Consider the following 13,259-nt stretch of genomic DNA (forward strand, 5'->3'; position numbering starts at 1 on the left):
TTGTCTAACAAACAAAGGGTGTTAAAGTTACAAATAATGCCAATCAACAGCGTACTTCTCAATGGAAGAAACTACTTGTATAGGCTAAAAAGTTACGATGTTCGTCAGAAGCTTTTTTTAGCAATTCGCATGAATGGGCTTGCGAATACAAAATCGTTCAGCTCTTTCACATCTGTATGGGCAATTTCCTTGTTGGAGCCCTCCCATTTTTTTTCCCCTTGATATAGGAACAAAATATATTGCCCAATACCCATAACGGAATTCATGTCATGGGTCACTACGATCGTGGTAGTATTAAATTCTTCGGTAATATCTTGAATCAGTTCATCTATAACGATCGAAGTTTTAGGGTCCAACCCGGAATTGGGCTCATCGCAAAACAGGTATTTTGGATTCATGGCTATGGCGCGTGCAATACCTACTCTCTTTTTCATGCCGCCCGACAGTTCTGCCGGATACAATTTGTTGCTCTTAGGTAAGTTTACTCTCTCTAGACAGGAGTTAGCGCGTTCTATCCTTTCTTTTTTGCTCATGTCCGAAAACATTTGCAAAGGAAATGTGATGTTTTCCTCCACTGTCATGGAATCGAAAAGTGCCGAGTTCTGAAATAGCATGCCTATCTCCTTGCGAATTGGGATACGTTCGTCAAAATTCATTCGAGTAAAATCCTGACCTTGATACAGCACTCTGCCTTTGGTAGGCGCATGTAGCCCTACCATACATTTCAGCAAGGTACTTTTCCCAGATCCAGACCCTCCAATGATGAGACTGATGCGTCCAGGTTCAAACTTGGCCGATATCCCCTTTAATACTTCGTTGTCTCCAAATGATTTATATATGTCTTGAACTTCGATCATTGCTCTGCTAGGGTGACTAATAGTTAATTATAACATGGCGGCTGTGATGGCATAGTCGCTTGCCAGAATGCTTATACAGCTTACCACTACCCCTTTGGTGCTAGCCTGTCCTACTTCTAATGACCCGCCTTTTACATAAAACCCTTGATAAGCGGATACTGACGTGATGACAAAGCCAAATACAAATGCCTTTACCATAGCGACCGTAATCGTATAGCCTCTAAAGCCGTCGGTGATGCCGCTGATATAGTCAGCAGGGGTTACGGCTCCGGAAAGCGCACCTCCGATAAGTCCGCCCGTCAAAGCCAGGGCGATGGACAATACTACCAATATTGGTACCATGGTGATCCCTGCAAGGATCTTGGGAAGGATGAGGTAGCCAGGTGCATTGATGCCCATGATTTCCAGTGCATCTATTTGTTCGGTAACACGCATGGTGCCTATTTGCGAAGAGACGGACGACCCTACTTTTCCAGCCAGCACCAATGCCGAGATGGTAGGGCTTAGTTCCAGGATGCTGGAATCTCGGTTTATCTGCCCAATGATGGAATTAGGGATTAAATCTGAGACAAGCTGAAAGGCAATTTGCATAGTCATTACCGCGCCTATGAAAGTCGATATAATGGCTATTAAGCCTAGGCTATCCACACCCACACTATACATCTCATGTAAGATTTCCTTTCTATATATGGCCCATTTTTCGGGTTTCTTGAACACCGATTTCAATAAGATAAGATATTTGCCTAAGCTGTTAAAAAACATATATACAAGGGTGTAAATGTTGAAATATCTTCAATAATTTCTCTAATGTTTTGTCCAAATATAGGGTTTGGCGTAAATAAACCACAAATTTTGTGCAATATAAGCATAAAGCATATGAATCAAGAAAGCCGCAAAAAGCCCTTGCATTCGCTATATGGGAATATTTGGTAGACTTTTCATGCTTTTTTTATGCTCCCCCGTTTCCAAACTAAGCAACTAACCATTGGGTGCGTCATTTTGTTTTATTTAATAAAATAATTGTTGAATAATATGGTAACGGGATGATTATGTCTGGTGCCTAAGGGCCGCACCACAAGTTCCCCGTTGAAAAAGAAAAGAGCGATGCAGAAACTTGGCAGCTAAAGAGATTACATGTAACTAGTTTTGACTATGTTTGGCTATAAATTCATAAGATGGACGAAAGTAGAGAAAAATATGCCTTGATAACTGGAGCGACGAAAGGTATTGGTAGAGCAATCGCTTATAGATTGGCCCAGGCAGGGTATCACCTTTTGTTGATTGCCAGAAGTGAAGCAAACTTAACAGAATATCAAAAAGAGCTGCAGGCTGCTTATAGCACTATTAACGTGATGATATATCCATGTGATCTGAGTATAGAAAGTGACCTGCGGGAATGTGCAGTATCTATTGATGCCAATTGCCCACAGATAGATGTACTGATCAATAATGTGGGATTATTCCATGCAGGATCGATATTGGATATTCCCCTGGCAGAGATGAAGGTATTGTTCGATATCAACTATTTTGTGGCTCAGTACCTTTCGGCCTTTTTTGGAAACAAAATGGCCAAAGTAGGGAGCGGACACATTATCAATATAGGCTCCATAGCTGCCGAGCAGGCCACGGAGCATGCCAGTGCGTATAGTGTAACAAAGTTTGCCCTACATGGTCTAACAGTAAACTTGAGGGCAGCATTGGCTCCCAAAGGTATAAAAGTGTCGGAAGTGATTCCTGGCGCTACTTGGACTTCTTCTTGGGAAGGCAGCGACCTACCGCGCGAAAAGTTTGTGACAGCAGATGACGTAGCGCGTGCCGTGGTGGCCTGCTTGTCTGTTGGAGAAACCGCTAATGTGGAGGAAGTGGTTGTAAAGCCATTCTATCGGTAGAATATTAAAGTAGAAAATAAGGTCATGGATAGATCGAAAATCAGTTGGGGATTGGCACTGCTTTCGGCAGGAGTTATCTGGTTGTTGGACAATTTGGGAGTAATTGATTTCTCATGGATGTCTGTTTTCCGTTTTTGGCCACTCATCATTATCCTGGTGGGGATCAATATCATGTTGCCAAAAAACGAAAAAGGTAATTATGCATACGGTTTCTTTATGGTAATATGCCTAGCTTTTTTCATCTACCAAGGTGTAACTGGCACATACAGCCCGTTTACGTGGAACAAAAGCAGCAATGGTGATACGGTAGAAACAGCGAAAAGCAATTCTGACGAGAAAATTGACGCGGCATGGTCTGATGAGATAAAATATGCCAAGCTGAAAATAGAGGCCGGTGCAGTGTCTTACAGGTTGGCCAGTGGGAACAATGCCCTCATAAATGTGGATATGCCGAAAAACAGTCCAAGACATTCTTTGCAAACTGTAGTGAAAGGAGAGCAGGCAACGCTTTCGCTCGCCACGAAATCCAGCGGAGGAGGGGGGAGCTCCAAGCGCGTAGGAATAATGCTTCACCAACAACCAGTCTGGGATATCCAATTGGAAATGGGTGCTGGTTCGGCCAATTTTGACTTGAGCAACCTGAAGGTAGCTAAGATGAGCGTGGAAGAAGGGGCGTCTTCAGTGCAGTTAAAGTTTGGCAAGCCCTATCAAAATAGCAAGGTGAGCATAGAAAGTGGTGCTTCTAGCACAAAAATTTTATTGCCCAAAGGAACCTCTTGTCGCATTAAGATGGAGTCTGCCATCTCTTCCAATAAACTGAGAAACTTCAAGAAAATACGCGATGGTGTCTACGAATCAGAGGGTTTTGATGAGAATGGTAGCTTTTATACCATAGATTATGAGGGCGGACTGAGCTCTTTTTCCGTAAATTGGTATTAAGCAAATGGATACCTCGCCAGAAGATAGATTTTATGTGATAAAGGACGGGAAACCAACAGGGCCATACACCTTGGAAGAGCTTATGGGGCTGTCGCTTTCGGGTACTGACTTTGTAAAAATTGGGGATAAGGGGGAGTTCATGGAAATTCGAGAGTCGAGCTTGTTGAGCAAGGTTTTGGGCTTGGCGCATCAAGCGGTTCAACCACAGTATTTTGCTTCTTTGGATATTCGGCTTTTGGCTTGTGCCATAGATTATTTCATCGCAGCAATACTCGTTGCCCCCGTCGTTCTGGTGATGATGCACAAAATAGAAGATAGGCAGACCCTATTCACCTTATTGATCTATGTTGTGCCCTTTTTCTTTTTTATTAAGTTCATACTATCGGTAGTCTTTGAAAGCGGCAGAGTACAGGCTTCTCCTGGTAAATTCTTATTGCATATTCGTGTTGTGGATACGAAAGGCAACAAACCCTCCTTTGGACGTGTTTTTGCCCGTCATGCGTTTAAACTATTTGGGGTGGCTACTTTCGGCATTGGTTTCTTGATAGGTTTTTTCAATAGAAAGCAGCAATGCCTGCATGATCTTTTGGCGAAGACGCTGGTCGTTCGTGATAGGCTTATTTGATAGTTTCACTTGTGCATCTTAGACAAACAAATCAATGATGTCATTTTTAACTAGAACTAATTGATGTTGTCTTTGCCCATTTCTACGTATGTTAAATTGTGTTAACAATGCAATAAAACAAATTAATTCAATAACTTTGCCCTTGCTATGAGATTGCTACGCAAAACAAAATATAGTTACTTGTTCTTCATAGGAGCGCTATTTATTGCCTCTTGCATGAAAGATGAACAACCTACTTATGATCCAGAGCTTCAAAAACAGCAAGAAGCACCTATTATCGCCGCTTATGTAGAAGAGAGTGAACAGATGCAAGGGGCACAATATGATGAAGAAACGGGTATTTGGTACGTGCTGGAGAGTACCGGTAGCGGCAATTATCCATATGAACAGTATCCCAACGTGACGGTACACTACAGAGGAGAGCTATTGGACGGTACTGTTTTTGATGAAAGTGAAGACGATAAACCGCTGGATGGCAATCTCTACTATTTGATCGATGCTTGGAAAATTGCTTTCATCCCTAAAGCAAAGATTGCATTTGGGCTATTTCAAAATGGACTTCAAAAAGGAGCAAAAATAAAACTTGTCACTCCTTCTGTGTACGCCTATCGTAATCAGTCCAACGCAGTTATTCCTGCCAACTCCCCGTTATTTTTTTCTATTGAAGTGCTAGATGTTTATGATTCAGGCACAATTACACCTTAACAGTTAAACAGCAGAATGACTATTAATTTCAAGAGATTAATGTTTTGGGTCGTTCCTATCCTGATGGGCCTAGTAGCCTGTGAAAAAAAGGAATATCAGTCTATAGAAGAATTGGATGAAGAGAACATACAACAGTATATTCGGCAAAATAACCTTTCCGTGCAGCAATACGGTACTACGGGTATGTATTACGAAGTGTTGCAAGAAGGTGACCCAGAAAAGCTCTTGAAGTTCGATGCGCTTGTGCCTATGGTGTTTACCGTTAAGTCCTTGGATGGGACTTACGTTTCTTCAGATACCTTACAAGGTAGCAATCGTTATTATGATTTCTTGGGATATTACCCTTATGGCAACAGTTCATCGGCCAATTTGCCTTCTTCGCCCGTTGAGGCCAATAATAGCATAAAGAATGTCTTGGCCGAAATGTTGAAATATGAGAACGGTAGAATTAGAATTATCATTCCATCACGCTATCTATATGGAAGAAACGGCAATAGTAGCTTAGGTATTCCCGCCAACGCGTCTCTTGACTATGTATTTCACGTACTATCTGCTTCGACTTTGCCAGCCTATGAAGATTTTCAGATTAGGAATGCTATTGCCAATGCGGGCGCATCAGCTGATGAGTACGAGAAGACGGAAACGGGCATTTATTATAAAATACTGGAGCTGGGCGATGGCGATGGACTTACTATTGACTCTCTGGTAACCGCTTCTTATGTAGGAAAGTTCTTAAGCGGCGCCGAGTTTGACTCTAGTGATTCTGCAGTATTTCGTCTCAGTGGTGTGATTACCTCTTGGGGAGAAATAATCCCCAAGGTGAATAGGGGAGGTAAGATAGAATTTTACACGCCATCTACTTCTGCCTATGGCAGGAACGGGAGTGGCTCCATCCCGCAGTTTACGCCACTTTATTTCAGTGTTACCATTCGTAATGACGATTAAGGGAGACTATCTATCTTCACTGGCCGTATACCTGCTCTAAAGCACGGTCTATGGTCGGATACTGGAAGTGGTAGCCTGTATGGATTATTTTTTGCGCACTCGCCTTAGTGCTACTCAGCACCAGTTCGCTCATTTGTCCTAATATACCCCTTATAAGGAAGGCTGGTATATTTGGCAACCAATAAGGCTTATGCAAATGCCTGGCGATGGCTTTTACCAGCTGCTCGTTTGTGATGGACTGAGGAGCCACCATGTTGTACGGCCCGCTTAGATCCATATGTTCAATAGCATAAGTATATATGCCCACGGCGTCTGCCAAATGAATCCAAGGTGTCCATTGTTTTCCGCTACCCAACGCGGTAGATAAACCCAGGTGGGCACTAGTCGCCAATTTTGGCAGTGCACCCCCGTAAAGGTCCAGTACCATGCCCGTACGGAGGGTTACGGTGCGTAAGCCAAGCTTCTTTCCTTTGTTGACGGCATTTTCCCAGGCCGTACATGCCATGCCAAGGAAATCTAGGCTAGCGGGCTTAGTCTCCGTCATCAACTCGTTGCCACGGTTGTTGTAATAGCCAGTGGCTGACGCTGATATCACATGCCGAACGCTCTCGATATTTTCCTTTTTAATGGTGTTGTATAACAAGGTTATGCTTTTTGTACGACTGGTGACGATGCCTTTTTTTACCCTATTGCTCCATGGAAGTGCCGCTATATTTGCTCCGGCTAGGTGTATTATGGTATCTACTTCAGAAAGTGCCTCTTTGTCCATCGTGCCATTCTCCGTATCCCAGATAAAATAGCTGACTTCGGCGATGGGGCGCTCCGGATAGCTGCGAACAAGTGCATGGACGGTATATCCTCTCTCTATTAAATGGGTAGAAAGCGCCTTGCCTATCAGTCCCGAGGCTCCTGTTATTAATATTTTTCGCATATTACCCCTATTTACGTATTTGTTTCTGCCAATGTTAGACGGATGGCCTCATCAAAATGAATGCAGTCTATTGGAAATAATTCATGGATTCTGTTTTCAGCACAGAGCAGGTCTCCCGTAATATTTTCTTGATAAGCCCTTGCCGCTGGAACGCTTACACCTGTTATCATGCTTACGAACAGTGCCGCAATTTCATTGCCAATACTTGGGATTTGTATTATTTTTCGTTTTATATGAGTAATATCAAGATAAGTCTGCAGCATATCCTTGTAACTGAGTGTGTCTGGACCACCGATGTCAAACTGCTGATTAAAGGTTGCAGGGTTAAGGATCATCATGTTGACATAATTCAGTAGATCGTTAAGGGCAATGGGTTGCGCCTTCGCATTGGCCAATCTTCTATCTGTCAGTATCATGGGTTTCTTAGACAACCTATCCATCATTTTCATCAATATGGAGCCCGGGCCTATAATGTTGCTCATGCGAACCACGGTAAAATTGATGTAGCTCTCCTTGAGCATTTGAAAAGCATCTTCCACAAAGGGAGTGCGCAACCTGGTTATATATATGAAATGCCCACAATTGGTTCTGCGTGCCAACCTCACGAAATTCTGTAGCGAGAGCATTTCCATATTGCGGTAAGAGTCGTTCCACTCGGCGGAGTCTTGGCTAAGATATATGGCAGCATCGGCCTGCGAGGGGATAGATGAAGCATACTGTTCCCTTATCAAGTCGCAAACTGCGGGGTGAATATTAGGTAGCAACGATAGCCCATAGTCCATAAAATGCTTCTCATTTCTAATGAGGCAGTACAGCTCTTGAAAGCCATTTTCTTCAGCAAGGAACTTGGCCAGTTTCTCTCCCAAATAATTATTCAGTCCGTTTAGTAAGATGTTCATTGTCGAATAATTATTCCACTTATATTTTTAACCCCCTATCTGTGTTTTGTCCAAATAGGGAATAAGTTCAGCTGATACTTTTAAAGCGTTGGATCATCTCAAGTAAAAACTAAATGCCAAACTTAAAGTATTACTTAGTACAATCGTGGCTTGCGAATGTTTAATTTTTTCTCGAAAAGATTTTTGTCAACTCTCTAATGGCGTAAATATATAAAGGCAATAGGCTATTACAATCTCAATAAAAGAAAAGAGTTAGAGCTCATTTTTTTGATAAACATTTGTGTTACTTCAGGTGTTTCTCCTACTAAAACGGTATAACTATGGCAAAGATGGATTTCGATAATGGCATTAAACCGCTACATGTTCCCGCTACTTTCGACCGCGATGCCGACATTGAGGAGCAAGCGGTATATGCTTTGGCGTATTTGGGCAGGGCGACCGCTCCTCAGGTAGCTGCCAAGCTTGCTGAGCTCAATTCTAAGGAAGACGTCGAAGAGCTTGAAGTCATCGTGGCTAAGCTGTTGAATAAGCTTTACGATCAGGGTTTTATCAACGGGGTAGATACCGGCAAAGGTATGCAGTATAACCTAGACAAGGAGGTGGTGGCTCATACAGGGAAGGTGGATCCCAAAGATATACATTGACAGCGATCAGGAAAATCCGTTCCATATCTTTTCGGCCCGGCGTCCAATGAGCCAGAAAGAGAGCGCGAGCAATGCAAAGAAAACGGCTCTGTTGAGGTTATCCCAAAGGTATTCAAAATAGCGGGTGTACAAGTTGATCAGCACAAAGGTGATGCCGAATTCGCGTGCTATAGCATCGTTCTTTTTTAAGCCATACCAGGCAAAACCTAAAGAAATAGCGGTAGATACCAAGCCCCAGTAAAGGATGTGGTACTGCTTCACCTTGGCCCATTTGTCCAAGTCATCATAATTCCCAAATATACTTAATAGCCAAAGGGATATGAGCAGGTAAATGATGCCAATGAGATAGCTCAATTGTTGGAAGGGTTGGGCAACCCTGATACGTGGCTGTATCCAAAGTGCAAAGGCAGTGAGAAACGTGCCAAAAAGGGTAAAGCGCAGTGGATAGTTCATGCCCCAGAACTTGAATCCCCAATTGCTGTGATAGGCGGTTTCCGTAGCAAACCAGATGCCCAGTGCCACGAGCATGAAAGTCCAGATAGTTTTTGAAGACAGCTTGATGGCAAGCACGGTGTAGATGACTATGGATAGTAGGAAAAGCAGGGAATAGCTGCCATCTGTTTTGTTGATGACCTTGCCTAGATAGCCCACGCAGGTAGCCGTGGCAAACACGCCCAGTACCATCAGGCTCTCGCTACTCAATTTTTTCTGCGGATATTTTTTTTTCTGATAATAACCCAACGCATAGAATAAAACAGCAAGTGTGGCACATAGTGCACTGATGACAATGTTTGGCGTATCATATAACCGTTCGAAAACCGCGAGGATTTCCTTGTCAATGAAAAGTGAGAGAAAGGCCAGTACCACGCAGGACAGCGCTACCCAGAAAGAATACTGGGCAAGCCTGCGCCAGTCGAAGCCTTTCACTTCGTAGGAATCGCGGAGCTTCTCCGCCGTTTGGCCATCGATCAATCCCTCCTGTTCCCAGTACGAGAGCGCATTGGATATGGTTTCCTCTTCCTGTCTGTCTATATGCAGTTTCATGGCGAAATTCTCGGTGCAAAATGATGCAAATAAGCAAATTTATTCTGCAAACAAGAGCTTACGGATATTTTTTTCATCTATGGCGAGCTGCAGTTGCATCTCTTCCACCGTGGTGAACTTCTGGTCGTGACGCACGAAATGCAGGAAATTTACATGGATGGTCTTGCCATAGAGATCTTCATTGAGGTCAAAGAAGTTGACTTCAATACTTCGAGTGATGCCATTGACAGTAGGGCGAGTACCTATGTAGCCCATTCCTTTGAGCTTTTCGCTGGTGGTGGGCGGAACAAATTCCCCTGAGCCAAATTGTGCCTTGTCAATGAGGTAGGCCTCTACGGCATATATTCCATAAGCTGGGATGAGCTTATAGGGTTCTTCTACTTCGATATTGGCTGTGGGGAAGCCTATGGTGCGGCCCAGCTGCTGTCCCTTGACGATTTTCCCAGTCAATGGGAAAGGGTAACCTAAGTAACGGTTGGCAGTATCGATGTCGCCCAGTATGAGCGCCTCACGAATCTTCGTGCTCGATACGGCTACTTCATTGACATCCTGCTCGGGTATTTCCTGTACCGTATATTGGTATTGCTGCGAGTATCTGTTTAGATCCGCTATGGAGCCGCCGCGATTTTTGCCAAAGTGGTGATCGTAGCCGATGATAACCCGTTTGGTGCCTATCTTACTTACAAGTACCTCACGAATATATTCTTCTGGCCCTTGGTTGGAAAAGTCGCGGGTGAATGGGGTGATGATGAGGTGATCTATGCCGCAGGCAGCGAGGCGTTCGGCTTTTTCCTCAATCGTGTTTATAAGCTTGAGGCTTTCATCCTCGGGATGGATAATCATTCGTGGGTGCGGAAAAAACGTCAATAGAACGGTCTCTCCATCAATGATGCGGGCATATTCCGTCAGCTTGCTGATGATTTTTTGATGCCCTACATGTACACCGTCAAAAGTGCCCATGGTGACCACAGCATTGTCCAGGGGGGTGAATTCGTCGAGGCTTCTGTAAATCTTCATCCTATTGTTCCGTTTTAGTCTTTAAGGACTTGATATGTTCCGTCAGATCTAATACCTGGAAGGCATCATCTACATGGAAATCACCACTTCGGGTTCTTCTCAGTGCGCCGAGGTAGGCCCCAACTCCAAGGGTTTGGCCAAAATCGTGTGCTAATGATCGGATATAAGTACCCTTGCTGCACACCACGCGAAAGTCAACTTCCGGCAAATCTATTCGGGTGATATCGAACGCCATGATTGTGACGGCCCTGGCCTTGAGTTCTATCTCTTCTCCACGACGTGCTTTTTCATACAGCCTTTCGCCGCCTACCTTCACGGCAGAGTGGGCAGGGGGATATTGCTCAATATTACCCAAAAATAAGGCACATGCAGAGTTGATCTTATCTTCGCTAAGTCCCTCTAAGCTGACAGCTTCGCTGGGCTCGCTTTCCAAATCGTAGGTAGGAGTGGTGCTGCCAAGTACAAAGGAACCTGTGTACTCCTTTTCTTGAGCTTGCAATTCGTCTATGGTCTTCGTTTTCTTGCCTGTGCACACAATCAGCAATCCGGTAGCCAGTGGATCCAATGTTCCAGCATGTCCTACTTTGATTTTTAGTGGTTTCAGTGAGTTTCGTATCTTGCTCACCACATCAAAGCTAGTCCATTTATAGGGCTTGTCCACGAGCAGCACTTCTCCACCTTCAAAGTCAAATTTTCTGTCTTTCATTACAATACATTCAGGTTCTGCCCACCGTAGTACCACAACAAGATGATGGCTAAGCCAACGATGATGCGGTACCAACCAAAGAGCCTAAACCCGTATTTGGTAACATAGCCCACAAAAGACTTGATGGCTACAACGGCCACCACGAAACCAACTAGATTGCCGATACCCAAGGTCACCAACTCATCTGACGTAAAGCTGTTGCCCGAGGTGAAATATTTCAGCAATTTATAGGCCGTTGCTGCAAACATGGTAGGCACGGCCAAGAAGAAGGAGAATTCTGCCGCAGCTTTACGCGACAATCCTTCGGCCATACCACCCACAATGGAAGCGCCGGAGCGACTGGTGCCAGGTATCATGGCCAAGCATTGATAAAAGCCTATCTTCAATGCAGTTAAATAACCGATTTCGTCCGAGTCGTCTATTTTGGGGTTCAAAAACCACTTGTCCACAAACAGCAAGATGATACCTCCCAATACCAATACTACGGCTACTACCAAAGGGCTTTCCAACAGCTCGTCGATATAATCGTTGAATAAGAGACCAAATATGGCCGCGGGGATGAAACCTACTATCAGTTTGAGGTAGAAAGCCACCGAACGAAAAAATCGTCGCCAGTACAATACCAATACCGATAGGATGGTGCCCAGCTGTATGGCTATGGTAAACAGCTTTACAAAATCGGTGGGTTGTATCCCCATAAGTGCCGTAGCCAATATCATGTGTCCAGTGGAAGATACCGGCAAAAACTCGGTGAGCCCCTCAATGATGGCCAGCACCAGGGTTTGTACTAAATCCATTACTTCCTAGACTTATTCGGGTTGATGAGGATGGAAACTATACCTAAGGCAAAGCCAGCCACCACCACGATAGGCGCTATGGTAATCTTCGTGAAACTATAAATGTCGTTTTTTCCAGCCATCAGCACAAATCCTAGTACTACCACCAGGATGCTGACGATTAGCAATTGATAATTGAGCTTGCCAAAAACCATTTCTATCTTTTTGGTTTCCGTGTTTCCGTATTTTCTTTTTTGAGCCATATCTTATGGGGTGTGAGTTGTCAGTTGCGAGTTAAGTGCTATTGGATACTAGCTGTCAACTATTCGCTTTCGTTAAAATTCTGTTGTCTTTAGTCTCTAGTTTTATCTGTACAAATCGTCTATCCGTAATCTTAGGTATTTGCTTACCGCGAAATAGGTGCTCAAACCTGATATCAAGATACCCAATCCTATGATGCCGACGAATATTAGCGCAAATTCAAAATAGTTTCTTAACATGACTATTTCGGGAATTTGTTGTTGCCCGAAATACAAGGTGGCCAAGAGCAAAATAATGGCAATCATGCCTCCCAGTAGGCCATGTGCTATGCCATAACCCAGAAATGGCCTGCGAATGAAGCTTTTCGTTGCACCTACCATTTGCATGCTCTTTATTATGAAACGCTCGGAATAAATGGCAAGGCGAATAGTGTTGTTGATCAATGCTACCGCTATGATGAGCAAGATGCCCGCAAATGCAAGGATGATAATGCCGATAATCCGAATATTGTGGTTTACCATATCGATGAGTGAGTCTTGATACACCACCTCCTTCACCATGGTGTTGTCACTTATCTGCTTGATGAAAGTTTGTATGCCCGCTTGATTGGCATAGTCAGCTTTTAGATAAACATCTATTGAGGGAAGTAATGGGTTGTAGCCCAGGAACTTGATAAAGTCTTCGCCTAAGTCGGTCTGTAGATTCTTGGCTGCCAGTTCCTTGCTCACATATTGTGTGCGCAACACCGCCTCGTTGGCATCTATTTCCTTTTGCAGACTTAATACGTCAGACTCATTGGCTCCGTCGCTTACGATAATGTTCAGTACGATGTTTTCCTTAACATAACGGGAAAGATTGCGTGCATGCACTAAGATGAGGCCCAACAGCCCCGTCATAAACAGCACCAAGGCTATACTGATTACGGTAGACACGTATACCGATTTGGTCTTTTTGGAGGATGTGCTTACTTCAAATTCTTCCATGACACTTCATTTATGTGGCGAAAATAACGATTCATTGC

Annotated in this window: 16 protein-coding genes; 6 read left to right on the plus strand and 10 right to left on the minus strand. The window is 43.9% G+C overall.

What is annotated here, in order from left to right; all coding sequences use genetic code 11:
* Positions 1-104: 104 nt before the first annotated feature.
* Both A37S_RS0109895 and A37S_RS0109900 read right to left on the minus strand, forming a co-directional pair.
* Complete coding sequence (locus A37S_RS0109895; protein ID WP_028296847.1) at positions 105-857, minus strand: ABC transporter ATP-binding protein; 753 nt, start codon at positions 855-857, stop codon at positions 105-107.
* 27 nt (positions 858-884) lie between these two features.
* Positions 885-1,619: an MlaE family ABC transporter permease gene (locus A37S_RS0109900; RefSeq protein WP_028296848.1), complete on the minus strand. Its 735-nt coding sequence runs from the start codon at positions 1,617-1,619 to the stop codon at positions 885-887.
* A gap of 413 nt (positions 1,620-2,032) precedes the next feature.
* Between A37S_RS0109900 and A37S_RS24275 the strand changes: the two genes are divergently transcribed.
* From A37S_RS24275 to A37S_RS26240, 5 genes are all read left to right on the plus strand, one after another.
* Positions 2,033-2,746, plus strand: coding sequence for an SDR family NAD(P)-dependent oxidoreductase (locus tag A37S_RS24275; protein WP_036602086.1), 714 nt, complete (start codon positions 2,033-2,035; stop codon positions 2,744-2,746).
* A 24-nt stretch (positions 2,747-2,770) separates the two neighbouring features.
* On the plus strand, positions 2,771-3,685 hold the full coding sequence (locus A37S_RS0109915) for a LiaI-LiaF-like domain-containing protein (RefSeq protein WP_028296849.1): 915 nt from the start codon (positions 2,771-2,773) through the stop codon (positions 3,683-3,685).
* 4 nt (positions 3,686-3,689) lie between these two features.
* A complete protein-coding gene (locus tag A37S_RS26235) occupies positions 3,690-4,310 on the plus strand; it encodes an RDD family protein (RefSeq protein WP_028296850.1) in 621 nt (206 codons plus the stop codon).
* A gap of 147 nt (positions 4,311-4,457) precedes the next feature.
* Positions 4,458-5,015, plus strand: coding sequence for an FKBP-type peptidyl-prolyl cis-trans isomerase (locus A37S_RS0109925; protein WP_051292966.1), 558 nt, complete (start codon positions 4,458-4,460; stop codon positions 5,013-5,015).
* A gap of 15 nt (positions 5,016-5,030) precedes the next feature.
* Complete coding sequence (locus A37S_RS26240) at positions 5,031-5,960, plus strand: FKBP-type peptidyl-prolyl cis-trans isomerase (RefSeq protein WP_084163847.1); 930 nt, start codon at positions 5,031-5,033, stop codon at positions 5,958-5,960.
* A 16-nt stretch (positions 5,961-5,976) separates the two neighbouring features.
* Here the strand turns inward: A37S_RS26240 and A37S_RS0109935 are convergent, their stop codons facing one another.
* Both A37S_RS0109935 and A37S_RS0109940 read right to left on the minus strand, forming a co-directional pair.
* A complete protein-coding gene (locus tag A37S_RS0109935; RefSeq protein ID WP_028296852.1) occupies positions 5,977-6,891 on the minus strand; it encodes a TIGR01777 family oxidoreductase in 915 nt (304 codons plus the stop codon).
* Between the two features lie 11 nt (positions 6,892-6,902).
* On the minus strand, positions 6,903-7,790 hold the full coding sequence (locus A37S_RS0109940) for a Rossmann-fold NAD(P)-binding domain-containing protein (protein WP_028296853.1): 888 nt from the start codon (positions 7,788-7,790) through the stop codon (positions 6,903-6,905).
* Positions 7,791-8,110: 320 nt separating this feature from the next.
* On the opposite strand from A37S_RS0109940, the gene A37S_RS0109945 reads away from it, so the two are divergent.
* The gene (locus tag A37S_RS0109945) at positions 8,111-8,434 is read left to right on the plus strand and encodes a hypothetical protein (protein WP_028296854.1); all 324 of its coding nucleotides are present in this window, start codon (positions 8,111-8,113) and stop codon (positions 8,432-8,434) included.
* Between the two features lie 6 nt (positions 8,435-8,440).
* Here A37S_RS0109945 and A37S_RS0109950 read toward each other — a convergent pair whose 3' ends face one another.
* From A37S_RS0109950 to A37S_RS0109975, 6 genes are all read right to left on the minus strand, one after another.
* Positions 8,441-9,478: a DUF2157 domain-containing protein gene (locus A37S_RS0109950; RefSeq protein ID WP_051292970.1), complete on the minus strand. Its 1,038-nt coding sequence runs from the start codon at positions 9,476-9,478 to the stop codon at positions 8,441-8,443.
* Between the two features lie 39 nt (positions 9,479-9,517).
* Positions 9,518-10,495, minus strand: a complete 978-nt coding sequence (locus A37S_RS0109955) for a bifunctional riboflavin kinase/FAD synthetase (protein ID WP_028296856.1) — start codon at positions 10,493-10,495, stop codon at positions 9,518-9,520.
* Between the two features lies 1 nt (position 10,496).
* Positions 10,497-11,201 (minus strand): tRNA pseudouridine(55) synthase TruB, encoded by a 705-nt coding sequence (gene truB / locus A37S_RS0109960; RefSeq protein ID WP_028296857.1) that lies wholly within the window; start codon positions 11,199-11,201, stop codon positions 10,497-10,499.
* Positions 11,201-11,998: an undecaprenyl-diphosphate phosphatase gene (locus A37S_RS0109965; RefSeq protein ID WP_028296858.1), complete on the minus strand. Its 798-nt coding sequence runs from the start codon at positions 11,996-11,998 to the stop codon at positions 11,201-11,203. Before A37S_RS0109965 ends, truB begins: the two co-directional genes overlap by 1 nt.
* Positions 11,998-12,240, minus strand: coding sequence for a DUF3098 domain-containing protein (locus A37S_RS0109970; RefSeq protein ID WP_028296859.1), 243 nt, complete (start codon positions 12,238-12,240; stop codon positions 11,998-12,000). Before A37S_RS0109970 ends, A37S_RS0109965 begins: the two co-directional genes overlap by 1 nt.
* A gap of 102 nt (positions 12,241-12,342) precedes the next feature.
* On the minus strand, positions 12,343-13,221 hold the full coding sequence (locus A37S_RS0109975) for a cell division protein FtsX (protein WP_028296860.1): 879 nt from the start codon (positions 13,219-13,221) through the stop codon (positions 12,343-12,345).
* Positions 13,222-13,259 lie beyond the last annotated feature (38 nt).

Origin of the sequence: Olivibacter sitiensis DSM 17696, assembly GCF_000427965.1 — a bacterium.
Classification (GTDB): domain Bacteria; phylum Bacteroidota; class Bacteroidia; order Sphingobacteriales; family Sphingobacteriaceae; genus Olivibacter; species Olivibacter sitiensis.

Coding starts and splice junctions, on each gene's coding strand:
- A37S_RS0109955 (WP_028296856.1), bottom strand. CDS start 10,495: ATGAAGATTTACAGAAGCCTCGACGAATTCACCCCCCTGGACAATGCT.
- A37S_RS0109970 (WP_028296859.1), bottom strand. CDS start 12,240: ATGGCTCAAAAAAGAAAATACGGAAACACGGAAACCAAAAAGATAGAA.
- A37S_RS0109915 (WP_028296849.1), top strand. CDS start 2,771: ATGGATAGATCGAAAATCAGTTGGGGATTGGCACTGCTTTCGGCAGGA.
- A37S_RS0109935 (WP_028296852.1), bottom strand. CDS start 6,891: ATGCGAAAAATATTAATAACAGGAGCCTCGGGACTGATAGGCAAGGCG.
- A37S_RS0109895 (WP_028296847.1), bottom strand. CDS start 857: ATGATCGAAGTTCAAGACATATATAAATCATTTGGAGACAACGAAGTA.
- A37S_RS0109940 (WP_028296853.1), bottom strand. CDS start 7,790: ATGAACATCTTACTAAACGGACTGAATAATTATTTGGGAGAGAAACTG.
- A37S_RS0109900 (WP_028296848.1), bottom strand. CDS start 1,619: ATGTTTTTTAACAGCTTAGGCAAATATCTTATCTTATTGAAATCGGTG.
- A37S_RS24275 (WP_036602086.1), top strand. CDS start 2,033: ATGGACGAAAGTAGAGAAAAATATGCCTTGATAACTGGAGCGACGAAA.
- A37S_RS0109975 (WP_028296860.1), bottom strand. CDS start 13,221: ATGGAAGAATTTGAAGTAAGCACATCCTCCAAAAAGACCAAATCGGTA.
- A37S_RS0109925 (WP_051292966.1), top strand. CDS start 4,458: ATGAGATTGCTACGCAAAACAAAATATAGTTACTTGTTCTTCATAGGA.
- truB (WP_028296857.1), bottom strand. CDS start 11,201: ATGAAAGACAGAAAATTTGACTTTGAAGGTGGAGAAGTGCTGCTCGTG.
- A37S_RS0109965 (WP_028296858.1), bottom strand. CDS start 11,998: ATGGATTTAGTACAAACCCTGGTGCTGGCCATCATTGAGGGGCTCACC.
- A37S_RS26240 (WP_084163847.1), top strand. CDS start 5,031: ATGACTATTAATTTCAAGAGATTAATGTTTTGGGTCGTTCCTATCCTG.
- A37S_RS0109950 (WP_051292970.1), bottom strand. CDS start 9,478: ATGAAACTGCATATAGACAGACAGGAAGAGGAAACCATATCCAATGCG.
- A37S_RS0109945 (WP_028296854.1), top strand. CDS start 8,111: ATGGCAAAGATGGATTTCGATAATGGCATTAAACCGCTACATGTTCCC.
- A37S_RS26235 (WP_028296850.1), top strand. CDS start 3,690: ATGGATACCTCGCCAGAAGATAGATTTTATGTGATAAAGGACGGGAAA.